This is a genomic window from Cupriavidus sp. HY129 (assembly GCF_059492215.1).
Map to the genome: position 1 here is coordinate 2,314,843 of NZ_CP083254.1, position 21,824 is coordinate 2,336,666.

The following is a 21,824-nucleotide window of genomic DNA, read 5'->3' on the forward strand; positions in this document are numbered from 1 at the left end:
TCACGTCACCGTCAGCGTCACGGCCGCCGGCGAGCAAGCGGCGACCTGGTTGAATGCCAGCGCCACATCGGGCGCGCCTGCCCCGCCGGGTCCAGTGAGGGCCAGTGCCGTCAGCTTGAAGGCGACGCCGCCGCCCACGCCATTGGCCGCGGTGATCGCATCCGCCCACTCAACGCTGCCGGATTGACCGCCACCAATCGCGACACCGTTGACGTAGTCGGAGATGGCCTGCTTGATGGCATCGCCGACCGCCGAGGTGTAGCCCGTCAGCGCCTTGATCGTCACCGCCACAGTCACGTTTGCAGTCGACGGACGATAGAACCGGATCGTGATCGGCCGGCCGTAGATGTCGAGGACCACGATGGCAGTGGTGCCGTACGTGCCGGCCCCAGGCGTCTTCTTGGCGGCGATGGCCTGTGCGATCGCCGCGGAGTCTCCGCCTTCCACAACCATTGAAATCGAATGCGCGGGGATGCCATTGCCGTCCGTCGCGTCGGTGTCGTTCTCGTATGCAGCCAGCCGCGTGACCCCTGAGATATTCGACACCGCCCCGATGATCCCGTCGAGCACAGTGAGCGACGGCAGAGCCGTCGAAACCGTCTGGCGCTGCCGCAGCGCGGCGTCCGACTCGATTGGCGCACCTGCAGCCGCTGCAGAAGGATTCGTCACGGTCTGCCACCCGAGCGTCGGCGTACCGATCTGCGTGATCGTGCCGGCCGCCGCCGCTACCGCCCCCAGCGTCTGGCATGTTGCTGTGACAGTCATCTGGCCGGCGGGTGGAATCGTCACCGAGGCCGGAAGCGACCATTTGATGCTGTTGGCATCCTTGGCCACACCGTTGGAGATCGTTGTACCAGCCTGCCCCACGATCAGCAGGTCAGCAGTGGAGAACGATGCCGCCTTACGCTGAATGCCATTGATCTTGACGTTGCTCGACAGCGCATCCTGCTGTGCAGTGCCCGGGCTGAAGGAGCGGTAGACCGCGATCGCCACGGCATTGGAATCGCTGATCGCGCGCGCGAACACGGCAAGCAACTGCCCGTCCTGGCTATCCGCCTCGAGGTACACGTCTGGTCCATAGATCGCGCGGTACTGATCCTTCAGATACTCCAGCACTTCGGCGTACGTCGGCGCCGTAATGCCGTTGGCATCGATCGTCGGTGCGGTGGTGGTGATCGCCATTACAGAGTCTCGTCAACGGTGGTAGTGCCGTAGATGGTGCTGATCGTTGCTCGCACGGTCAGCTTTCGCTTCTCGGTGTCGACCGAGCTGGAATAGGCGGTGATCTGCAGCACACCCTGCGTGCCAAGAATGCGCTGGCGGATGGCTGCGTCGTAGGTGCCGTTGGTGTACTTGCCCAGCACCTCGGTGGCCCACGGCATCCCCTCGGTCTTATCGAGGAACCATTCCCCACGCAGCAGGCGCAGGCGAGTGAGCACAGCCTGGCCGACCGCCTCTGGGGAGTCCTTGTAGAAGTCGGCCTGCTGCCCACCGAACTGGTAATCCCCGTCCGCCGTCATCTTCCTGTACCGCATGGGAGTCCTCAGTTGACGTTGCCGGAATTGCCGCTTCCCGGCTGGACGCCGTTGTGCGAATGGCTGTCGTCGATGCGCTTGCCGTTCGCGCGCACCTGACCGGAAAAGGCTGTGTTGCCTGTGATGGCGCATGCGGTGACGGCTCCGCCGCTGTTCTGCACAGCAATGGCACCTGTCATCGTGACCATCGGCGCGTCCAACGTGATGCCGCCAGGCGCCTTGACTTTCACTACCTTGCCGGCCGGATCCAGATCCACGTAGGTGTCGCCGGCGTCGTTCCTGAGCTGCGTGGTGCTGGTGCTGACCCCCACCAGTGCGCGTGGCTGAGATCGGAAGCCCAGCAGCACAAAGCCGTCGGATAGGTCGTGCATTCGCAGCTCTGCCTGCTCCTGCACGCCGCCAGACTGCCACCAGCCGTCTATACACCGCGAGGCGAAGACGACCAGGCACTCGTCTTCTGGAGCAACCGGGAAGGTCAGACTACAATTCCCGCCAGATGGGAACTGCACCGGGCAGTCCACCAGAAGCGGCAGCGGCACCGAGACGATCGTCCCGTCTTGCTGGCGCACCTTGACCTTAATACCGGGCTGCACCTCGCAAGTCATGGCGTCAACGTCGAACGACTGGATGATTCCTGGAAGTGCCGTCCAGAGGCCCGCGCGCATCCCGTCCAAAGCCTCCCGAAGCGCAACCTCGGGGTCACCTACTCTCTCTCGTCTATCCATGGTGTCGCTATGAGAATTTTCGTTGCAACCATCCTGATGGCTACCGCAACACAGGCGTTCGCCTTCGACGCTGAGGCGCTCACTAGAAGCAACCGCGAACTGGCAGCGCGCGAAGCGCAAAAGCCTGCATGGAAGGTCCAGCAGGATGCCGAAGATGCGGAAATCAAGATGCGGTCGTTCGACCAAGCTACGGTGGGTCGCACGGCCTACATCTTTGCAACGCCGATCGATGAAAAGACACCTCGTGCGGCCATGGTCGCAATCCTCTATCGCGACACGCCGTGCCCGCTGCCGCTGAGCCACGCCAAAGACATGCGTGCTGCCGAGTCGTTATACGGACGCGGCCTGGCACCGGCGTGCTGGGGCAAGCTCGTGACCCCCACGAAAGACGAAGTGGTCATCGTGACAAAGTCCGGTGATTCGCGCAGGGAGTCATTGCTCAACTACGCTGAGACGAAAATTCAGCCTGATGGATCGGCACTATTCGTCAGGCCAGCAATGTCGCGCGACGAGTTCACCAAGAACGTCGCCGACCATCAAAAAGCGATGCGCTAACCGAATTTCTTGATCACGTTTTCCGGCGGCACCTCGCCCCGATTGATGAATTGCTTGGGCAGCACCGTCGCATCGGCCGCCAGACAGATCACGTCCGTGTAGTATTCGTTGCCTCGCGTGTCGCCGGAGTGTTCGGCGGTCATCACATAGTAGAAGCCGTCGTCCTGAAGCTTCGCCTGATGCTGTATTAGCTCGTTCTGGGCCTGCTGCCCGACGTTCAGGCTGTACTCGTAGCGTTGGACGCTGGCGTTGTTGATCTTGATGAGCTGACTGATCTTCACGTTCGGGTTCAGCAGCATCTTGACCGTGATGCCGTTCTGTGTCTGCTCGGGCAGTCCCACCATGCCGGTTTCGGACGTGATCTCCGGGATGTCGCCGGGCATATACGACGTCTCGGGCACCATGATGGCCTTGCCGTCCTGGATGCTCCAGACCGTCTGGTTCGTTTTCGAGACCGACCGCATGAAGTCACGGGCCATCCCGAACATGACCTTGCCGCGCGGCAATGGGTTGGTGGACAAGGTCGGAACGTATCCTTGCGTCACGCCGAACGGATTCATGGCGGCGACTGCCGCGGCCACGTGATCGGCCGATGTCGAGCCGGCGGCCAGAGTCTTGTTCACCACCGCGAAGTTATAGGCCGAGTCGCCGTCCGCCGCCGTGATGTCGAGGTACGTATCCGTCTGGCTCTCGCGGCCGCGGCGCACCTGCTTGATGGTGCCGTCGAAGATGATGCCGAAATTGCCCGTATAGCCTGCCTGCACCACCAGCCGAGTGAATTCCTTCTCGATACGCTGCCGGGTGGTCTCGGAGACGTTGTACACCCGCACACGGGCCGAGTTCGGCGTCTGCAGGTCGCCGCGACTGATCTTGAACACGCACCGCAGCTCCGACAACTCGGTCGCGGCACCGCCGGACTGGCCGACCAAGATGGATACCTTCCGGCCGTACTGTTTCGTACCCATCAGTCTGTCACCCAGAAGACGTGCGACCCGATGCCCAAGTCCTCGAACGTGGGTACGTCGTCGGGATTGGCCGCGCCCTGCACCCACAGCCGGCCGCCGAACTCAAGGTGCCGGTACTGGCCCAGCAGATCCACGCCGGTCACCAGCGGCAGGCCGCTCACCAGCGCCTGGTTGTTCGCATCGGCCACGTCAAGCACCCATCCGGCGCCACCGGCGTCGCGGTACTGCACCGTCAGCCGGTAATCCACGCCGCTGAGCGTCACCGTGAGCCGCTGAGGATCCGGAGACAGAGGAATTTCGTAGAATGTCGGCATCACATGCTCGTCGGTGGCACCGATCCGCCCGGCGCCGGCGTGGCCGGCATGGCCGCCTTGGTGCCGGTGTTCTGCGTCTCGGCTGTGGCCTTCGGGTCAGCCTGGTCTTCCTTCGGCGGCAGCTTGGTGGCCTGCGTCTGCACGATCCGGATCTGCTTCAGCGTGGCCGTCACGCTCAGCGCAGCGCCCGTCTTCTGGTCCTTCACCACGCGCAGCGACTTGAACAGCATGTCGCGGTACAGGCGCAGCGACGTCACCACGTCGAACGGCTGGCGTGTCTCCTGCAGCGCCAGCAGCTGCGAGTACACCGTGCTGATGTAGTCAGCCGACGGCAGGCTACCGCCCTCGAAGATCGATTCCAGGGTGCCGATCAGCGCGGCCAGGTCCGAATTCGACCAGCCGCACTGGATCGTTACCTCGGGCTGCAACTTGAACGCGTGGTCGTTGATCTGCGCGCCCTTCTCGACCGGGTGCTCGGTGATCTGCAATTCGTCCTGGTGCGCTTCCTCGATCGTGCAGCCGACCGTCACCGGGCCGATGGTCTTCGGCACCAGTGTGATGATGTCGAGGAAACTCACGAGATTGCTCCCTGCATGTTGCGCACCATTTCGTCGTTCACCTGGCGCTGGCCGTCGTTCACGGCCCGCCCGGCCGCCGCCGGGTCGGACACCCCGTACAGGTTGATTGTCGTCTGCTGCTGCAGATCGACAGCGGCAGAACCGCGGCGTGCAGCCTCCAAGTCAGCCTGGGCGGGCCGCTCGTAGTAGCGCGACACGATTTCGCCTGCCTGCTGGGCGTTCTGCGCGGCGCGCAGCAGCTGGCCGGCGCGCTGCTCGGCACCCTGCGTCAGCTCGTAGTTCACGAACTGCAGCTGCTCCATCAGCGACGAATCGCGGATGTCTTTTCCCGCCCATGCCTTGAAATTCGCCTGGCGGTCGGGATGCCATTGCGCGACGCCATAGGCGCGCCCGTTGTCACCGATGGCCTGGTGATTCAGGCCCCTTCCACTCTCGCGCTGCAGGTTCGCAACGATGCCCACGGCCTGATCATGGGACCAGCCCAGCCGCTGGAAGACCGACACGGCGTCGAATGCAGCATTGCCCGTACCGCCAGCCTGGCCAGCGGCAGCACGCCGGCGCGCCAGTTCGGCATCCTCGCCAGTATTCAGGTCACCGCTGCGGAACATCAGCGCTGCAGCACCGCCGATCCGGGCTGCCCACGGCAAGAACCGGGCGAGCCAGCCAGCGCCCGCGCCGGCAGCAGCCCCGGCGCCCGCAGCGCCGCCAGCCGCTGAAGCGCCGCCGGCCGCCGCAGCAGCGGCATTGGCAGCGCCCAGCGCGCGTACCGCCGCGACCATCTTCCAGATGCCGCTGACGATCTTGAAGCCGCCCAGCGCGCCAAACGCGCCGACCAGCAGCATGATCTTCGTCGACCAGCCGTCCGTGGCCTTGTCCAGCGCGATGAACTGGTCCGAGAGCCAAGACAGCGGCGGTCCGAGTGCGGCTACTGCAGCCAGAATGGCGCTGGCAATGTCTGCGACGCGCCGCGCTATCTCGTCCGAATGGTCCTCGAACCACTTCTGGAACCGTTCCAGCTGCGGCCCAACCTTGCGCAGCAGCGCGCCCTCCACCTTGATGGCGAAGTTCTCGAAGGTCGTACCCAGGCCGCGCAGCGCGACCATGAACTGGTGCGCATCCTCGGCGGCCTTGTCCAGCCCGTTGGCCCGCGACATCTCCCGGTACTGCTGCATGAACTTGGCGAAATCGCCATTGCGCATCGCCAACAGCAGGTTCTCGTCGATGCCAAGCATGCTGCCGTACTGGCTGGCCAGCCATGTCGGCTGCTTCGCCAGTTGCGCGCCGAGATCCGTCAGGATGTCGACCGTGTCTCGCAGCTCACCGTTGGCGTTGCGAGTCTGCACGCCCAGCGTGGCCAGGTATCCCTCGCCGGCCGGGTTGTTGCGCAGGAACTTCGCCAGGCTTTCGACAGCGCCGAACGCAGTCTCGGTCGAGATGCCGAGGTTACGCGCGGCGAAATCGAACGCCTTCAGACTCGTGGCCGATGCGCCCGTGCGCTTCGAAACGAAGTACAGGTTCTCCAGCTTCGACGCCAGCGCGGACACCCCGACGCTGACGGCCAGTGCCGACGCCGAAATGGTCGTCACCAGCTGCTTGACGCCCTTGGTGGCCTGCTCGACGCCCTGGGTGAACTTCTTCAGGCCCTTCTCGTCGACCTTGAAGCCTAGGCCGACGAGAAATTCACGGATGACGGTGCTTTGGGCCATTCTGCTGTTCCAAGAAGCGGCGCGCGGCCGCCTGGTTGTCGGCCCGTACGGCCAGCGCGTCGTTCATCAGGGCGATGTCTTCGAGGCCCAGCGTGCCGTCGATCAGCGACTCGTACTTGCACAGGCCTTCGAGGACCGGCGCCATCAGCCAGTCCTCGCCGCCGGGCAGTTGCCTTAGCCAGCCTGTCCCGGCAGATCCGGGTTGCCCGGCAGGCTGGTAAGCAACCCTTGAATAAAAGGGCCCAAGTTGGCCACGATTACCTGCACTACCAGTGGCAGGGTGACACCCAGGTCCATGTCCTGGAACATCAGGGTCTTCTGTTCAAGCGACACCACGCGCGCCCAGCCGCTGTCCTGCCGGCGCTGGACCACCGACAGGCAGTTGTCGAACACATAGTCCGCGTCGGCGTCGTTCAAGGCCGCCAGCGCATCTGCGAACGGCTGCAGTGCTTCACCGAGGTCGGACAGGTCTCCCGCGAGAAGCAGCGTTGCCTTGGCAGCGCCAGGAACCGCAGGATCATCTCCGCCGCTGGCTTTCAGCTTGTCGGCCAGCTTCAGGAAGGCAGGAATCATCGGCGGGATCACCGGCGCGATGCGGCGCGAGACGTGCAACTGCTGCTTTGCCGTCAGGCGCCCAATGGAGTACTGGACGCCGCCCAGTTCGATTTCACGGCTCATGGTCAGTATGTCCCCAGCATGCCTTCGATTCGGCCAGCGTCGAACACCCACTCGACCGTGCCGCCCTCGGTCGCGTAGGTCAGGTCAGGGACCTTCTTGAACGCGCAGAAGATTCCGGCGATCGCGTCACCTGCGACAGATTGCGTCACGGTGATGACGTTCTTGCCCCAGAGCCGACTGTCGATCTTCTGGGCGTTGTACAGCGCCATCAGCGTCCGATTAATGGGCGCCGTCTTCAGGTAGCGCAGCGTGATCTGGCCAGAGCCGTCCGCGCGCAGGCTGTGCTGTACGCTGCCGTCCGAACCCACTGTCATGGTGTTCTTGTCATTGGCCATGGCCACCGTGATGCCCTCTTCCGCTGTGGCCTCGCCGTAGCCGAGCGAGAACGAACCGCCGGGCCCGGTGATGGATGCCTGGACATCGATAAACGAATAGGTGCCGCCTTGCATGGTCTCTTTCCCCTATCAGCGGTTCACGTTGACCAGGATGTCAACGGTATGGATGGCGCCGGCTTCCTTCGCCGCGACCTGGAAGGCCACCGACTTGCGCGCCTCGCGGTCGGCCTGCGACTGCAGCGCGATCGGCGGCGCATAGACGTAGTAGCCCTTGGCCAGCGTGTCGCCCTGCTTCAGCGCGCCGAAGCCGCCGGAGTTCCAGACGCCCGGGGCCAGGTAGCCGTTGTTCACCGCGGCAGCACAGGCTGCCTCAATGGTCGTGGCGATCAGTGCGTTACCGGCATCGGTCTGCGGTACCTTCGTCTGGCTCTGGTACAGCAGGTTGTACACGTCGGTCTGGATACGGTTGCGGAACCAGATCGAGTTGTAGACCGAGTCGATGAAGATGCCGCTCGGCGTCACGCCGTACTGCACGGTGGCGGTGTCGTTGTCGTACTCGACGAACACGTTGCCGCGCTTGTCTTCCAGCACATCAGCCTGGCTGCTCGACAGGGTCTCCGGCACGATGCCAGGCTCCTGCTTGTACATCAGGGTGATCGTCGTGTTGTTGCCGTTGAAGTCGGTGGTCAGTAGCCGGCCGAACATCGAGGCGGCGGCGTAGGGGCTGGTGCTCGAGTACTGCGCAAACGAGTACTTGTAGCCCTTCGCCTTGAAGCGGGACAGCAGGTCCGTGGTCACGGTGTTGTCCAGCGCCTGCGGCTCCTGTGTGGTCGCGCCATAGATGTGGCGCTGATCCGCCTCGATCAGGTCTGCCACGGCCACATGCTGGTCGTTGGTCAGTGACGTGTCGGCGAACTGGACGCCCAGAAACTTGTTCGCGAAGCGGTCCAGGAAGATGTTCACGCACGCGTCCGGGGTTTCGGCCACGATGCCGTCGACCGGCACCGATGCCAGGCCGCTGGTCAGGCCCAGCATGGCCGAGATGTCGGTACCCGAGCCCGTCGGCGTGGCGTAGCTGACTTTCGAGCTGGTGCCCGTGGTCGGCGAGGTGGCCACGAACTGGGTGCCATTCCACACGAAGCCGGCGCCGGCCAGCGCGGTCTGGATGATCGTGGCCACGCCGTTCAGGTTGGTCACGCCCGAGAAGTCCAGCGCGGACAGCGTCTTCACGGTGGCGTCGATCGTGATCTTGAACGATCCGGCTGTGACGGCTTTCCACACCGTGATGTCCTTTTGGGCAGTGCTCAGCGCCGCGCCGCGCAGCGAGCCGGCCGTGGCCGTCTTTGCCCAGCGGCCGATGTAGAGCTGCGACGGCTGGGGCGTCTGCTGGAAATACAGCAGCGCGGCCAAGTATTCCGGCGCGGTGTTGCCGTAATCACTGCCCACCGCATCGATGGTGCCGTACGACCGCATGCGCTCGTTGGTGTCGATCACCGCTGACGCGCCCAGGATCAGTTCCGTGTTCAGGTTGGCGCCCTGTGCCGCCAGCGGCGACATGTTGATGGAGACATTGATCAGCCGCGATACCGGCAGTCCGTTGGACATGGTCATCCCTCTACTGGTGAATGTTGGTCGTCGCGGCCACCGGCGGCACCGAGTCGGTGGTGCTTTGCACTTCGGCGGACAACAGGTTGAGGACCGGATAGGTCCGGGTGATCTTGCGGCGCAGCACCAGCGTCAAGTCATACCGCCGGTTCCACTGCTGGTTGACGAGTGCTGGCGCGGGCTGGATGTCGCTCGCGCTGACGACCTTCATCCCGTTGAGCGTCAGCTGCTCGTTGTTCTGAGGGATGGACATGCTGTCGGCCAGGCGCTGGGCGTATCCCTTCGCGCCCGGTCCGTAGAACGAGCACAGCAGGTCGATCTGCTGGTGCCGGATGTATTCGTCGCTGCCGTCGCCATCCCCGGCATGCTGGATGGCCGGGCTGGCGTCGTTCGCCTGCCTGGTGATTCCCATCGCGCACCAGTTTTCAGTCGGCTCGGGCTGCTTCGGCACCGTCGCCTGCCAGCGCGGCCGCACCATGGCGCCGGGCAGGCCGGTCACGCCGACGACCAGCTCCTGCAGCAGATCGTCGAGCTCGTCGTCTTCGGGCGGCACCGGCGCCGTCGGCGCAAGGTAACCGCCGGTGGCGCTGGTATTTGCCATGTCTTCGCTTTCAGTTGGAGTCTGACCATTCGACACGTGCCGGCTTTACCTGCGGCATCGGCGGCGGCGGCATCTTTGGGCCGGGCAGCGGTTGATAGCCCCGCAAAGGCGCTCGGCATCCACCGGGCCGGTGCCGTACGCCGCATCTGGGGCACACCCACCAGAAGGTTGCAAGCATCGCTTTTCCTTTTCAGCCAGAAAGCGGTTTCAGATCGCAGATTGCGGCAACGAATCCGCGCCCAAAATGGCTGTAGCTGTTGACCTTCGCCACGGTGTACGTTTTGCCATCCCACAACACCTCGTCAGCGTCCGCGTCGTCACCACCGTCACGCAGTCGGAACGGCGTGTGCAAGGTGATCGATCCCTTGATGTGGCTGCCATCCGAACCCCGCTGCAGAATGTCGCCGCTGTCGCTCGTCACCACCGCGGCGAACGGAGAAGCCGTGACGGTGTTCTGCGCACGGCCGTGCCCGTCGACCGTCTGCGTCATCCGGTTGCACACCAGGCCGGTGTCCATGAAATCCGGATCGAGCAGCACGTCGACGACGTCGAGTTGTGCCATGGGTTATTTCCGTTTGCGGATCACGTAGGTGACCGCGTTGCGCAGTTGACCGCTGTCGACCAGCGGCTTGGCCAGCTCGGTGCTGGGCTGCTGGCCAGCGGCACGCGCCTCCAGTTCTGCCTTAGCACCCTCACGGCCGCGCCTCGCTCGTTTGCGCAGCGTGGCCTCGCTCAGGGCAGGCCCGATACCGCTGTTGATGCGAGCACGGACGGATGACTGTGCGGCTAGGCCAGCCATGGCCATGCGCCGCTGCGCGCCGTCGATGTCGCCGTCGAGCGCTGCCTCCATGCCCTTCTGCAGTTGCGGCAGGGTCTTCGGCTGCGCGGCGGCCACGCCCGGGACGAGGAATGGGCGAGCCGGCAGGTTAATCTCCGGCGCCCCGTTCTCCTGGATGTACCCGATTTCCGCGTTACTGAGCGGCGCGCCCCCGTCCTTGCGCCCGGCGGTGCTGTCGGGGATGCCGACCAGCACCTGCTTGTCGACCAGGCCATTGATCGACTGCAGGACGTCCTTCAGGCGGTCCGTCTTGATGAAGCCCATGGGGATGCTCCCGATGGGCTCGCGCGACTACAGCTGCATGCCGCCTGCGCCCATCATTCTGGCGAGAGTGAGGTACCGAACGCCGTAGGTCGTCAGGTTCCACATGCCGGCGTCGTCAATGGTTGCTGCGCCCGTGTCGTAGCTGGCGCTGACCTTGTCGACTGCCTTGGAAGAAAGCGGGCCGGTGACCTGGCCCGGAGTGCCACCCACATCGGCTGTAGCCTGGTCGCGGGCAGCCAGGACGAGGTGGTGCGCCGTGCAGAGTTCAATACCCTGGTCGGTCAGCACGCCCCATCGACAGGGGTTCACCAGGGACACCGAGACGGTCAGCCAGAATTCGACAGACGCATCGGAATACTTCGTCTTGTCGGCGAACTCCGGAAAGTCGGTTCTGAAATCGTCTGGTGTCATAGGTGGTTGGCTGATGCCCCTCGCGAGGCATCATACCCCTCATTTCGACTTCGCCGCCTTGGCCGCTTCCGCCGCTGCCTTCTCGGCAGCCTGCTCGCGCTCGGCAACTGCCTTTTCGCGTGCTTCTAGCTCATCCTGTTGCGCCTTCAACTGTTGGGCCTTGCCTTCCAGGAACTCGGCTGCGCTATCCAGCGTTGCGCGCTGTTCGGCCAGGTCGGCATCCCCTTCGCTGCCAGCGGGCGGCTCGTCGCCGATATGCGCCTTCACGTACCAGTGGTCGGCCACGCCGGCCGGCACGGTGTGGTTGCCCACCGGGAATTCGTGCTTCTCGCCCTCATGCTGCAGCGTGAATGCCTTCTTGACGTAGATCTTCGGCATGTCGTTCTCCCGTCAGATGCCGTCGCGGTACCCGATCAGCTCGGGGTACACGACCTCGACCACGCCGAGGCGGCCGAAATAGGTGGTGAGCTGGCGGATGTCGCGGTACTCGAGCGGCGTGCGCTGCAGCGGCACCATCGGGAAGCGGACTTTGTCCTGTTCCTTGGTGTACGCCATCATGCGGTCCGCGTTGGCGGTGCCGCGCTGGTACAGCCACTTCAGCGGCTGGATATTCAGCGGGCGGCCGTTGATCGAGTTCGAAATCGTGTTCAGCTTCAGGTACTCGAGCACGCTGATGTTGCCTGCGCTGCTGACCTTCATGCTCACGATCTGCCCGAACTTGGCCGGCGGCAGGCGGAACTCCGACGGGCAGTACGCGTACGCCGAGGCTGCCCACACGCTGGTAAGCAACTCGTTCACGTCAGCCAGGATCTGGTCCGGCGTAGCCGTAGCCCAGTTGCCGGTCGCAGCGTTCGACACGTTGGTCACGACCGAGCTGTTCACCAGGCCGGTGACTCCCAGCACGGTATCGCCGATGTACACCTGCTCGTCGACGTCCATGTTGTGCTTGAGCTGCATACCGGTGAACTTCTGCTGGTCCACCGGGCGGCCGAGCTTCTGCGCCGATTCCAGTTCGGGAATCGTCCAGCCGATTTGCATACCCCACAGCGTCAGGGGGCTGGCCGTCTTGCCGATGTCCAGCGCGATACCGGCGATGGCCGAGGCGTCCTTGCCGATCCACGACTTGCCGTTGGGCGATGCGCCGCCGGCTGCCGCGAAGCTGGAGTTGGTGAACGAAGACGTCTCGTCAGCGATCGACACGTCTTCACGCAGGTCGATATCGCGCGACCAGGTGACAGAGGCCAGCGGGCCGTGCAGCGTCTGGTCCAGGCGCTCCAGCTCGCCGATCAGGAAGGAACCGGTGCTGTCGATCGTATGGCTGTCGAACGTCAGCATGTTGTCGCGCGTACGAGCGCGGGTGATGACCGCCGGGGCATTCACCATGGCGATCGCGGCAGCCGCGGCCATGCGCGGAACGATGATTTTGCTCATTCTGGGTGACCCCTTAGATGTTGTATGCGACTTCGACGTTGCCGTTCGCATCGCCGCCGTTGGTGAAGATTGCCCCGGTGATGGCAATGGTGTTGGTGCTGTCAGCAGCAGCCTCGATGCCGCCGATCGGCTTGCCAGCGGCAGCAGCAGCGACGCGCACATACACCTGGCCATTCAGCGCCGGGGTGCCGGCGTTGTTCTTGACCGTCATGTAGCCGCGGCGCATTCCGTCGGCGACACCCTTGGTCGGCGGAGTGGACGTACCCAGCGGGTCGGATGCCGCACCGCCGGTCGTCGGGAACGGGCGCACCAGCATGGCGTAGACCGCCGCTGCCGTGTCACCCGCGCCAATCGGCACGAACTTGCCATTGGCGATCTTGCCGAACAGGCCATAGCCCGGGAAGGGGTTGGCGGGATCGAGAATCAGCGACTCGACCGTGGCTTGCGACTGGCGCGAGATGTCCCCCGGAATGCCCGAGGCCATGCGATACAGGATTGCGTTGCCCATGTGCGGGACTCCTTAGTGAGCGGACCGGTCGGCCCAGTACTTGCGATTGGCTTCGTTGATGTCGCGCACGGTGCGCGGCTTGCCGAAGTCCTTGGTCTTCGCGACGCTGTCGTGCGCACGGCCGTTGTTCTGGGCCTTCACCAGCTCGCTGGCACCCATGAACACGGCGTGCACCAGCGCGGCTGGCAGCTTCTCGAAGTCGGCCTTGTGGCCGCCGAGGAACGGTGCGATCGCCGCTTTGCCGGCGTCGGTGCCGTACGCCACGTCGAGGGCCTTGCGCTGGCACTTGCACAGTGCGGCGGCGCGGTCCTTCGTGGCCATCTTGGCGTCCAGCGTGGGCAGCTTGATGCCTGGCGCCAGGATCTCGGCGCGCGAGGGAATGCCGGCCGCAGCATCGCCGGTGTACAGATCGACTTCGGCCTGGTTGAGCTTGCCGGCCGTCTCGGCTTCGGTCAGGTCGCCGTCGTCGCCGGTCTTCTTCTTGTCCGGGTCCTCGTCGTCCTCGTCCTCGTCGTCGGTCTTTTCCTTCTCGGAGTCCTTGGCCTTGCGCGTGCCCAGCGCGGCGATGGCGGCATCCTGCGCGTCCATGCGCTTCAGGATCTTGTTCAGCAGCGCAGACTGGGCATCGCCAGTCTTGGCTTCCTTTTCCTTGGCCTCGCGGGCCTCGCGCTCTTCCTCGGACTCTTCGTCCATGGCTTCCTGGCCTTCCTCGATGGCCTCGCCGATCGCCTCGGCGTCCTTGGCCTTCATGGCCGTCATCAGGCGGTCGAGCCAGGTGCGCTTGCCCTTGGGCTTGCTGTCTTTGGTCTTCATGTCTTCGGATTCCTTATCGCCGATCGCGCAGCGCGGGCCGCACCGGCCGCGCTCGACGAGGGCTACGTGGTTGACAACGATGTTCCGCTGTACCCCGCGGCCGGGTGATACCTGTTCGTAGTCCGCCTCATAGCCGAGGCTGACTTCTTCGATCCCATCGGTCTGGATTGCGTCGATAGCCTTCTGGTCAGTCACCAGCAGGTCAGCAATCAGCAGGTCGTCTTCAATGCCGGCGCCGCGCCGCAGGTTCAGCATTGCGCCCTTGCCCAGAGCGGCGAAGTTGGCAGGCGTGACGAAGTCGTCGGGGTGATCTAGCGTGACCGGCTTGCCGATGCAGCTCGCCAGCGTCGCGTCGCGGAACACCTCTTCAGGCGTCCGGCTGATGCGGATCAGCCCATCCGGGCCAGGCTCTACCGGCACTTCCCCGGGGCCATACAACATCTCGCCGGTGCGCGCGACGGGCACCTCTTCGCACAGCAGGAAGCCCTCGGGCGTCAGCGATCGCTTCGGTCCGAGCTTTTGAACGGTGTAGAAACGCATGTCAGCGGTCCAGCAGGATCTCGCAGCAGGCCATGAGAATGCCGGCGACGACGGTCGGGAAAATGATCAGTGCGCAGACAATCAGGGCGTTGGGGACCATGTCAGTCCTCAATTTCAGGAAGGTTGACCGTCTGGTTGGCAAGTGCGTGCGTGCAGTCGCCCAGCAATGCGATCTGCCCCGGCTGCGCGCCGTTGCAGCCGACAAACGAGTGGCAGCGGTGCAGAGGCACCTCAGTGTCTTCACCACCCGACCACGTCAGCACGCTCGGACCGAGCACCGGACGATCAAGGTCGCCGTTGAATGACCAATGGGGCTTGCCGGCAACATGTGGCGACTCTTGCGTCTCGCCAGCGGGCAGCCAATTGACCGGCACGATGTGCGCCTGCGGGTGACCGTCATCCCAGAGACATCCCGGGCAAAGGAACTTGATGCCGTAGAACAGCCCTTCTGTGTCACGAACGATCTTCGCTTTCGCCATTTCATTCCTCCGGAATCACCGGTTCCGAGTAGCAGCGGCAGTTCGGAAACTGGCCGGCGTGGCCGGTCATCGCGTCGAGCGTTGGCGGGTCGTTCCAAGCCACGAACTGGCCATTCATCTCGCGGTGCGAGTCGCGCACGTCGCCGTCGCCTGACGTCCGCCAGAAGTAGCCCGGAGAGCCGACATGCAGCGCACGCGCCTCGGTCAGCGTTGAAGCGGTACGCGCCACCTCGGTCCGTGCGATCAGATCGGCGCGGCTCTTGGCCACGTCGCCAGACGCCTGGATTGCCTTGGAGATCTCCGAGGCCCGGCTGCTGTCCTCGATGCCCTCGATCGTCAGCTTGTGCACACGCTGGGCGGCTTCCAGCGGAATGGACTTAATCAGCCCAACCTGCTCGGCCATCAGCGCCTGCATCGTGGCGCCGGTCGGCGTGGTCCGGATTTCCATCCGCAGCGCGCGAGACATATCCTTGGTCTGCTGCATCCACGCCTGCTCGTCGCGGCGGTTCACCTCGGACAGCATCTCGGCAGCGGCGCGCTCGGCCCACGGCGTCAGCGCCTCGGCATACCGCTGCAGCAACTGCTCAATCGTTGGCAGGACCGTTGGATCGCCAGGCGGAAAGCCATTTACGAGGGTTCCAACCTGCTGCGCGACCTGTCGGAGCTGCGTCCTGTACACCCGTTCCGGTCCGCTGAGCTTCACCGGGTTCTTCCGTCCCTTCTTCCGGTCGGTTGTTCGGGTCATCAGCATTTGGCAGTTCCATCTCCGGCACAGGCGGCGGCTCGTTCTCGGCCGCCTCGATGTCCTCGTCCGTGATGCTGGTGAACACCCCGGTTACGTGGCTCGACTGGCGTAGTTCCTTCATCGCCGTCGGCTTGTCGATCAGGTCAGCGTCGTAAGCCGCCACCACGGCGTCCGTCGTCGTCTTGGCGTTGGTTGCCTTCTCCGTGTCGGAGAGCTGCCACAGCGATCGGAAGCTATAAGCAAAGCCCTCGGGGAGCGCCCTGCCCAGCACCGAGCGTCCCAGCACGTCCATCATCCGCGTCACTGGGCTGCGCAGCCGGCGTTCCTGCTGCTGGTTGACGTTGTCGTAGTACGTGCGCAGGTCCGACTCGCCCGTGCTGTTCAGGCCCGCCGGCGACTGGCCAAACAGCCGTACCAGGGGGATTCCTAACGCGCCGGAGAGCTGCTGGCCGAACTGCATCAGCACGTTGTCCAGCCCGGAAAACTGGTACTGATGAGTCTCAAACGTATCCTTGCCGTCGATCAGGGTCATGCCCTCGTTCGACTGGAAGCGCCTGATGAACTCGACGTGCTTCAGCAAGCCGTCCATAGCCGGGCCGCCTGCAGCAATCACCTCGCGCAACTTGTCAATGCTGAGCGTACGCAGGTGTGCCTTATAGACGAGCTGCGCGGCGCCGATGGTCGTGCTGTCGAAGGCCACCAGGCGGTCAATCAACCGCTCGATCACCGACTGCCCCCAAAGGTTCTCGGCGATCTTCTGCCAGTACGGCAGGTCAACGCCATCTATCCGAAGCACCCGGCTGTAGTGGATGCGCTGGCGCGTGAGCGCCATACTGTCCGCCACCACGTCGTAGAACATCGGCAGGCCCATGTCGGGGCCCATCTCGGTGACCAACATCGTGAGAGTCGGCTGCACCATCCAGCGGTCTAGCACATACAAACCTTTGAACTGGTCCTTGCCTATGGAATCCGGCCGCAGCGGCGTGGAAGGATCCTGCCCGTCGATCAGCATGACAGCGAGCGCGCCACCGTACAGCCGCGCCCACTTGATCGTGTCGCCAACGCGGTCCCACAGCGCCATGTTCTCGATCGCGGCGTTCAGTAGGTCCTTGTCATCGGGATCCAGATCTGAGCCGATCTCAATGCCGGCGCGCGTCATATCGTCGGCAACGACGTCTACAGCCTGACCAACGATCCACGATGACCGATACATCGCCTCCATCTGGATGCGATTCCGGCTGATGAAGTCAAAGCCGTAGCTGTACTGCGACGCCTGATTATTCGTACCCAGGCCGACTCGCGCCTCAAAGTTCTGGAAACTGTCACCGCTAATCCAGCGCTTGGCGCCGGCGGACGCGGACACTTCTGCCCGTTGCGCCCGTTGTAGCGCCTTGCGTTGGTTTCGATTCATTGTGCGAGCTTCGCCCAGGTTTCAATGGAGTGATCGCCCGGCGCGTAGCACATGATTAGCGCGTCGGCGATGTTCGGCGATGGCCTTGGGCCGCCTGGCCGATTCGGCTTGGCCAGGTCCTTCTTGCTTTCGACCTTCACGCGGCCGTTGTCATCAAACTGCCGCCGCGGCGTGGACAGCTCGTCGATCAGCTTATCCAGGTGCGGACAGGCGCTGTCGAGGCTGATCAGCAGGTCAGTCGGAAACTCCATGCCGCGCTTGACCGCGTTGTAGGTATTACGGAACCGGTCCGCCACCATCCACCAAGCTTGTGCCTTGATGTTGGAGAACATGTCTTTGTTCGTGATGTTCGGCTGCTGATAGATCTCGTCCGGTTCCCAAACAACCGCGCCAGCGTTGAACTTCTCGTAGAACACCGGGACGTTGTCGCTGTCCGCGCGCCGGGCCTCGTTCAACTCGCCAAACTTGGCGCCAGCAGTTGCACCAACGCCTATGGAGTCATACCGAATCGAAGCGCCGCGCTCGCGAGCCTCGGCATAGGTCCGGCTGCAGCTCTGGAGCAGCTCGTCCTCACCAGCCTTCCATTCATCGGCCCACGACACAACAGAGCCATGGGCGAAAACGTTGGCGCACTTGTCCGCGCCGCCGTCAGCCACATCGAAGCCCAAGCGCCGCGCACCCGCTGGAGCAAAACCCAGCGCCTTGTGCGCATCAATCGCAGCCAGCAGCCAGGAGCGCTTGATTACTGCGCCCTCGTCGTCGTCCTTCGGAACGCCCAGGTAGATGTGGGCAAACTCTTCCTCGTCCTCTTCCTTGGCCGCGTTGATCACGGCCAGCATGGTGGCCGACAGATATGGGTTCTCGTCGTAATTGATGTGACGAACGATCGTGTTCGGCGGCGGGTTGAGCACGAAGCGCCGATAGACAAAGTCCGTGGCCAGCTTCGGGTTGAAGATGATCCAGATTTGCGACCCGGCCTTCCGGATCGTCGGCTCCAGCACCTTCCACTGTTCCTCGGTCAGGTTGTGGGCTTCCTCGATCCAGAGGATGTCGATACCTTCCAGCGACTTGATCTCGTCAATGGACCGCCACAGGCCGTAGAACAGAAACTCGCTCTCCGTCTCCCGACCGATGATCTTGTTATCCAGGATGCGGAACTGGCTAGTCAGCCCGAACCGGCTGATCTGCGCCTTCAGCAGCGTGTAGACCGATTCCTCGATCTTGTTTTGAAACTGCCGCACGCACAGCACGCGCAGCTTGTAGTTCGAAGTCAGGAACGTGGCGAAGCCTGCCGCATCCCATGACTTTGTCGAGGCCCGGCCACCGACAAGCACGCGATTCCGCGCGGGGGCTGTCCAGAACGGTCTCAGGGCCGGATTAAGCGTCGGCCGCGTCGGTGTCGTTGGACTCGCCATAGAAGTGGTTCAGACCAGTGGGCACCGGCTTCTTGCCGCGGCTGGCATCCTCCAATGCTTCCTTGTTGGCGCGCAGCAGGTTCAGCCCGATCTCGCTGGCACCGTTGGCCAGCTTGGTCAGCGCGGAGATTCCCATCAACTGTGTCGCGCTCTTCGTCAGCGGATCAACGTCGTCGATCTTCTCGACCTGCTGCGCGGCGATACCAGCGAGGCGATGCGCGGTCATTGCGCCGAAGCGTGCAGCGCCAGCCAAGTGTTCCGAGATGTCTTTCAGGGAATCGGCCAGAGACCGGGCTGCCATTTGTTCCGAAACATTGAGTTTCGAAAGAGCGCGCTCCGTCTCAACTATCTGATTCGCAACGGTTTTGATTGTTTCGTTACGTTTCGAGAAACGCACCGAAATGGCAGTCTTGCTGACCTTGAACTCACGCGCCAGGGCCGAGGTGGATTCGCCAGCGAGCAGGCGCTTGCCGATCACCTCCCATTGGGCGTCGGTCAACTTCGAGGGACGTCCCATGGTGTGTACTTCCAGAAGAATGAGGGGGCAACCTGCCCACCGCCGAAGATGCCCCGCGCCCCCACAGCCATGCACGGGGAGGAGAACGGCTTGTCACCGCATCAGGTTGCTGCCGGTGTTATGCCCCACCGCCGGCCGGGGGAGATTTGGTACGCTACGGGGCTGTGCCCACCCTTGGAGAAATGGTGAACAACGAATTCGTGACGGGACTATCTCGGCAGATTGATTTGGCAATTCGTAAGCCAGATCCTCTGCACATTCAAGCGTTCGACAGCCTCGTGGCAAGAATCAAGAAATTTGAAGCGAACCTGGCTGAGACCGAAGCAGTCGGCGCCATGTTGGCCTCTTTTGGGAGCGCCGTGCACCTACAGTTGCGGTCCATATCACGAGATGGCCAGTTCATCTGCCTAGAAGGCATTACTGAGGACGGCGGAGAAGCTACCCTAGTGCAACATTACACGCAGACTTCCGTCCTACTCCTCAAAGTCAAGGCAACTCCGGAGGCACCGAGGCGACCAATCGGATTTCACTCCGAGTAAGAATAAGAAAGCCCCGCCGGGAATCATCCGGGCGGGGCTTGCCGTAGTGTGAGGTGAATTTAGCGCACTTGTTTGGAAAATGCAAGGGTGTTGCGCCCGCCATCCCTTACGCTGTAACAGATTCCTCCGATCCGCACGTTGTACGGTCAGGGACGACGCCGTGGGCAATGAAGGACGGCTCCAGGCGTTCCATGGCCAGCACCTCCAGCGACCTGAAATTCTTCTCCATCCACTTCGCCGCACGGAACGCCTTGTCGGTGCCGATCTTTGCCTTCTCTGCCAGATCTCGGAGGCTGTACCCGTCGCGGTGCCTGCGTGGCAGGTAGTGCCGGACAGTCAGTTCCGTCAGCAGGCCCAGAGCCGTGAGCCCGCACGACCGGCGCGCGTACAGCGCCAGGCGTTTGCAGCCGGCCAGCTTCTCGGGGCCGTGCCCGTATCGCGCCAGCACCGCGGCGTACTCCGGCGACGGTAGTCGAGTCTTCGCAGCGTCGGTGATTAGGGCGCACTGCGCTCGGTATTCGTCCATTGAGAGGCTTCCGCCATAGCCTCGTTCAGACACCTCGCCGCGCAGTTCGCCCAGCCACTTCTCCTGCGCGGCCGTCGGCTGGTCGATCGCCTCCAGCAGTTGGATCAGCATGTTCCGGAACGGCGCCTTCTGGCGCGGCGGCAAGGACAGCACCAAGTAGGAGACGTGCAGCGCGTGCGAGACGTCTGCGAACAGCGGTTTATCCATGGGCCACCTCCGGGACTTCTTCGCCATAATGGCTCGCCACCTTCGCCCGCATGGCTGCGACCAGGACTCCCGCACCGGCACCACGCCCGACCGGCCGCACATTCAGCGCTTCCTGGGTTTCGTTCTGCGGCGGCAGCGTGCGGGTGGACGCCGAGACAGTGGCGCGCCAATGCCCGTAGACCTTCCAACCGTTGTTCGGACCGCCGTTGTAGTGGACCGCACCCGGCGGATTCAGGAAAATTTCATCGCGCTCGATGATTGGCCCGCCCGCCGCCCAATCGCTTGAGTAGCGCGGGCATTCCTGCACGCTGCCGAGGTTGCCCTGTTGGAGCCAATACCGGCCCGTGTCCGGATCAGGATCCGGGTGCGCGGGCGCCAGCCGATGACCTTCGGCGATTGCCACCCATAGGTCCAGCAGCGCCCCTTCCAGTTCAGATACCTTCATTTCTTTTCCCCGTAAGACGGACGTCTCTTGCCGTGATTCCTTCGATTCCCGCCCGGCAGCAGCTTCGTGCATACCGTGTGCGTGGCGCCCATCAGGCGGGCGGTCTTCTCGTAAATGCAGCCCTTGCAGCTGCGCGCCTCGTTCTGTTCGTAGACCTCGGCCGGGTCGCGGTACATGAAGGCGGGCAGCGTCATGCGGACACCTCACAACCTGTAGGTTGTATTTCCGATTTACAACTGTTTGGTTGTGCGGCGCCCGGCTCGTCCAGGCCGCAGAGCCAGTCCAGCGAGCAGTCGAGCGTCTGGGCCAGCCGGGCCGCGCCCTCGATGTTGGGCGAAATGGCCTCGTCCTCATACCGGTAGATCGTCCGGTAATCGACGCCCGACAACTCGGCCAGCCGGCGCACTCCCCACCCTTTCTCCAGACGCGCGCGCTTGAGGCGCGGGCCGAACTGCGTGATTCGTGGCAGCGTCATGCGTGCACCCCATCGAACGACACACCGAACTCATTGCCGGCGTGGGCTTGCACCTTGGTCAGGTATTCGCTGAACTCTCCGGCCGACATGTCGGAGGTCGACTTGCGCGAGAGGTGGATCCTGCCGTCGGGCAGGGTGCGCTCGACCTTCACCCCGTACAGGTCAGCGAAGTACTCGTGCCAGGTGTCCTTGTCGTACTGGCGCCCTTCCACCCAGGCCTGCTCAGCGATGTCGCGCAGGACCACGCCCCAGTAGTACCGGTTGGAGTCGTTGGTACGTCGGCGCTCTTCGGCGGTCACAATGATGCGCAGCGGCTCGCCCTTGTCGGCGCAGGCCCGGGCATTGGCCTTGATGAACGCTGTCACGAATGGCCAGATGCCCGGCGACTTCAGCACGAATTCCTTGTAGAGCGCGGCCATCTCAATCCTCCCGCGCTTCGTCGGGGTCACCCCAGCCAGACATCACCTTCGCCTGGTAGCGCGAATAGCCTTCTTCGATGTAATCCCGATAGCGCTGGTATGTCTCATCGATGCCAGGGTAGTAGCAGTCCTTGCACCAGCGGGATCCAAAGACCTGGACCGGTCCGCGGCATTTCGGGCAGGGATACGGATAGGGGATGCTCATGCTGGCCTCGTCAGACGGACGCTCTTCCAGCGCGGGCAG

At 63.6% G+C, this 21,824-nt stretch carries 32 protein-coding genes; 2 read left to right on the forward strand and 30 right to left on the reverse strand.

The window, feature by feature from the left end; all coding sequences use genetic code 11:
- From K6G35_RS10450 to K6G35_RS10460, 3 genes are read right to left on the reverse strand one after another with little or no spacing between them, the layout of a single operon-like run.
- Nucleotides 1-1,182 carry a baseplate J/gp47 family protein gene (locus tag K6G35_RS10450; RefSeq protein WP_495675655.1) on the reverse strand — a complete coding sequence of 394 codons (1,182 nt, stop codon included), beginning with the start codon at nucleotides 1,180-1,182 and terminating at the stop codon, nucleotides 1-3.
- Nucleotides 1,182-1,535: a contractile injection system sheath initiator gene (locus tag K6G35_RS10455; RefSeq protein WP_495675656.1), complete on the reverse strand. Its 354-nt coding sequence runs from the start codon at nucleotides 1,533-1,535 to the stop codon at nucleotides 1,182-1,184. The genes K6G35_RS10450 and K6G35_RS10455 overlap by 1 nt, the downstream gene beginning before the upstream one ends.
- Before the next feature lie 8 nt (nucleotides 1,536-1,543).
- Nucleotides 1,544-2,260, reverse strand: coding sequence for a Gp138 family membrane-puncturing spike protein (locus K6G35_RS10460; protein WP_317915221.1), 717 nt, complete (start codon nucleotides 2,258-2,260; stop codon nucleotides 1,544-1,546).
- Nucleotides 2,261-2,269: 9 nt separating this feature from the next.
- On the opposite strand from K6G35_RS10460, the gene K6G35_RS10465 reads away from it, so the two are divergent.
- Nucleotides 2,270-2,815, forward strand: coding sequence for a hypothetical protein (locus tag K6G35_RS10465; RefSeq protein WP_317915222.1), 546 nt, complete (start codon nucleotides 2,270-2,272; stop codon nucleotides 2,813-2,815).
- On the opposite strand, the gene K6G35_RS10470 is transcribed toward K6G35_RS10465, so the two are convergent.
- The 21 genes from K6G35_RS10470 to K6G35_RS10570 form a co-directional block, all read right to left on the reverse strand.
- Complete coding sequence (locus K6G35_RS10470) at nucleotides 2,812-3,780, reverse strand: phage protein (protein ID WP_317915223.1); 969 nt, start codon at nucleotides 3,778-3,780, stop codon at nucleotides 2,812-2,814. The genes K6G35_RS10465 and K6G35_RS10470 overlap by 4 nt on opposite strands.
- Nucleotides 3,780-4,094 carry a phage baseplate plug family protein gene (locus K6G35_RS10475; RefSeq protein ID WP_317915224.1) on the reverse strand — a complete coding sequence of 105 codons (315 nt, stop codon included), beginning with the start codon at nucleotides 4,092-4,094 and terminating at the stop codon, nucleotides 3,780-3,782. The genes K6G35_RS10470 and K6G35_RS10475 overlap by 1 nt, the downstream gene beginning before the upstream one ends.
- A complete protein-coding gene (locus K6G35_RS10480) occupies nucleotides 4,094-4,672 on the reverse strand; it encodes a phage baseplate protein (protein ID WP_317915225.1) in 579 nt (192 codons plus the stop codon). Before K6G35_RS10480 ends, K6G35_RS10475 begins: the two co-directional genes overlap by 1 nt.
- Complete coding sequence (locus K6G35_RS10485) at nucleotides 4,669-6,378, reverse strand: phage tail tip lysozyme (protein WP_495675657.1); 1,710 nt, start codon at nucleotides 6,376-6,378, stop codon at nucleotides 4,669-4,671. The genes K6G35_RS10480 and K6G35_RS10485 overlap by 4 nt, the downstream gene beginning before the upstream one ends.
- Entirely contained in the window at nucleotides 6,353-6,523 is a 171-nt protein-coding gene (locus K6G35_RS10490) for a DUF6889 family protein (protein WP_495675658.1), read from the reverse strand. Before K6G35_RS10490 ends, K6G35_RS10485 begins: the two co-directional genes overlap by 26 nt.
- Before the next feature lie 29 nt (nucleotides 6,524-6,552).
- The gene (locus K6G35_RS10495; protein WP_495675659.1) at nucleotides 6,553-7,056 is read right to left on the reverse strand and encodes a phage tail assembly chaperone; all 504 of its coding nucleotides are present in this window, start codon (nucleotides 7,054-7,056) and stop codon (nucleotides 6,553-6,555) included.
- Nucleotides 7,057-7,058: 2 nt separating this feature from the next.
- Nucleotides 7,059-7,505, reverse strand: a complete 447-nt coding sequence (locus tag K6G35_RS10500; protein WP_495675660.1) for a tail tube family protein — start codon at nucleotides 7,503-7,505, stop codon at nucleotides 7,059-7,061.
- 15 nt (nucleotides 7,506-7,520) lie between these two features.
- Nucleotides 7,521-8,996, reverse strand: a complete 1,476-nt coding sequence (locus K6G35_RS10505; protein ID WP_495675661.1) for a DUF3383 domain-containing protein — start codon at nucleotides 8,994-8,996, stop codon at nucleotides 7,521-7,523.
- A 10-nt stretch (nucleotides 8,997-9,006) separates the two neighbouring features.
- Entirely contained in the window at nucleotides 9,007-9,597 is a 591-nt protein-coding gene (locus K6G35_RS10510) for a phage neck terminator protein (protein WP_495675662.1), read from the reverse strand.
- A gap of 190 nt (nucleotides 9,598-9,787) precedes the next feature.
- Nucleotides 9,788-10,159, reverse strand: coding sequence for a hypothetical protein (locus K6G35_RS10515; RefSeq protein WP_495675663.1), 372 nt, complete (start codon nucleotides 10,157-10,159; stop codon nucleotides 9,788-9,790).
- Nucleotides 10,160-10,162: 3 nt separating this feature from the next.
- Complete coding sequence (locus K6G35_RS10520) at nucleotides 10,163-10,699, reverse strand: hypothetical protein (RefSeq protein WP_495675664.1); 537 nt, start codon at nucleotides 10,697-10,699, stop codon at nucleotides 10,163-10,165.
- Nucleotides 10,700-10,726: 27 nt separating this feature from the next.
- On the reverse strand, nucleotides 10,727-11,110 hold the full coding sequence (locus K6G35_RS10525; RefSeq protein WP_495675665.1) for a DUF4054 domain-containing protein: 384 nt from the start codon (nucleotides 11,108-11,110) through the stop codon (nucleotides 10,727-10,729).
- 39 nt (nucleotides 11,111-11,149) lie between these two features.
- A complete protein-coding gene (locus tag K6G35_RS10530; RefSeq protein WP_495675666.1) occupies nucleotides 11,150-11,488 on the reverse strand; it encodes an STY1053 family phage-associated protein in 339 nt (112 codons plus the stop codon).
- Between the two features lie 12 nt (nucleotides 11,489-11,500).
- On the reverse strand, nucleotides 11,501-12,541 hold the full coding sequence (locus tag K6G35_RS10535) for a DUF2184 domain-containing protein (protein WP_495675667.1): 1,041 nt from the start codon (nucleotides 12,539-12,541) through the stop codon (nucleotides 11,501-11,503).
- Nucleotides 12,542-12,554: 13 nt separating this feature from the next.
- A complete protein-coding gene (locus K6G35_RS10540) occupies nucleotides 12,555-13,049 on the reverse strand; it encodes a structural cement protein Gp24 (RefSeq protein WP_317915235.1) in 495 nt (164 codons plus the stop codon).
- A 12-nt stretch (nucleotides 13,050-13,061) separates the two neighbouring features.
- Nucleotides 13,062-14,402: a DUF2213 domain-containing protein gene (locus K6G35_RS10545; RefSeq protein WP_495675668.1), complete on the reverse strand. Its 1,341-nt coding sequence runs from the start codon at nucleotides 14,400-14,402 to the stop codon at nucleotides 13,062-13,064.
- A gap of 101 nt (nucleotides 14,403-14,503) precedes the next feature.
- Nucleotides 14,504-14,881: a ubiquitination-like system serine protease family protein gene (locus tag K6G35_RS10550; protein ID WP_495675669.1), complete on the reverse strand. Its 378-nt coding sequence runs from the start codon at nucleotides 14,879-14,881 to the stop codon at nucleotides 14,504-14,506.
- 1 nt (nucleotide 14,882) lies between these two features.
- Entirely contained in the window at nucleotides 14,883-15,560 is a 678-nt protein-coding gene (locus K6G35_RS10555) for a phage minor head protein (protein WP_495675670.1), read from the reverse strand.
- Nucleotides 15,466-17,037, reverse strand: coding sequence for a DUF1073 domain-containing protein (locus K6G35_RS10560; RefSeq protein WP_495675671.1), 1,572 nt, complete (start codon nucleotides 17,035-17,037; stop codon nucleotides 15,466-15,468). Before K6G35_RS10560 ends, K6G35_RS10555 begins: the two co-directional genes overlap by 95 nt.
- On the reverse strand, nucleotides 17,034-18,371 hold the full coding sequence (locus K6G35_RS10565; RefSeq protein ID WP_495675672.1) for a PBSX family phage terminase large subunit: 1,338 nt from the start codon (nucleotides 18,369-18,371) through the stop codon (nucleotides 17,034-17,036). Before K6G35_RS10565 ends, K6G35_RS10560 begins: the two co-directional genes overlap by 4 nt.
- A 43-nt stretch (nucleotides 18,372-18,414) precedes the next feature.
- Nucleotides 18,415-18,951 carry a helix-turn-helix domain-containing protein gene (locus K6G35_RS10570; protein ID WP_495675673.1) on the reverse strand — a complete coding sequence of 179 codons (537 nt, stop codon included), beginning with the start codon at nucleotides 18,949-18,951 and terminating at the stop codon, nucleotides 18,415-18,417.
- Between the two features lie 353 nt (nucleotides 18,952-19,304).
- Between K6G35_RS10570 and K6G35_RS10575 the strand changes: the two genes are divergently transcribed.
- Nucleotides 19,305-19,508, forward strand: coding sequence for a DUF6173 family protein (locus tag K6G35_RS10575; protein ID WP_495676344.1), 204 nt, complete (start codon nucleotides 19,305-19,307; stop codon nucleotides 19,506-19,508).
- A 106-nt stretch (nucleotides 19,509-19,614) separates the two neighbouring features.
- Here K6G35_RS10575 and K6G35_RS10580 read toward each other — a convergent pair whose 3' ends face one another.
- The 6 genes from K6G35_RS10580 to K6G35_RS10605 are packed head-to-tail and all read right to left on the reverse strand — an operon-like array spanning nucleotide 19,615 to nucleotide 21,785.
- Entirely contained in the window at nucleotides 19,615-20,241 is a 627-nt protein-coding gene (locus tag K6G35_RS10580) for a hypothetical protein (RefSeq protein ID WP_495675674.1), read from the reverse strand.
- Complete coding sequence (locus K6G35_RS10585; protein WP_346812303.1) at nucleotides 20,234-20,686, reverse strand: phage protein NinX family protein; 453 nt, start codon at nucleotides 20,684-20,686, stop codon at nucleotides 20,234-20,236. The genes K6G35_RS10580 and K6G35_RS10585 overlap by 8 nt, the downstream gene beginning before the upstream one ends.
- Entirely contained in the window at nucleotides 20,683-20,880 is a 198-nt protein-coding gene (locus K6G35_RS10590; RefSeq protein WP_495675675.1) for a hypothetical protein, read from the reverse strand. Before K6G35_RS10590 ends, K6G35_RS10585 begins: the two co-directional genes overlap by 4 nt.
- Entirely contained in the window at nucleotides 20,877-21,161 is a 285-nt protein-coding gene (locus K6G35_RS10595; RefSeq protein WP_495675676.1) for a helix-turn-helix domain-containing protein, read from the reverse strand. The genes K6G35_RS10590 and K6G35_RS10595 overlap by 4 nt, the downstream gene beginning before the upstream one ends.
- Nucleotides 21,158-21,580, reverse strand: a complete 423-nt coding sequence (locus K6G35_RS10600; RefSeq protein ID WP_495675677.1) for a recombination protein NinB — start codon at nucleotides 21,578-21,580, stop codon at nucleotides 21,158-21,160. Before K6G35_RS10600 ends, K6G35_RS10595 begins: the two co-directional genes overlap by 4 nt.
- A 1-nt stretch (nucleotide 21,581) precedes the next feature.
- Nucleotides 21,582-21,785: a hypothetical protein gene (locus K6G35_RS10605; RefSeq protein WP_495675678.1), complete on the reverse strand. Its 204-nt coding sequence runs from the start codon at nucleotides 21,783-21,785 to the stop codon at nucleotides 21,582-21,584.
- Nucleotides 21,786-21,824: the final 39 nt, after the last annotated feature.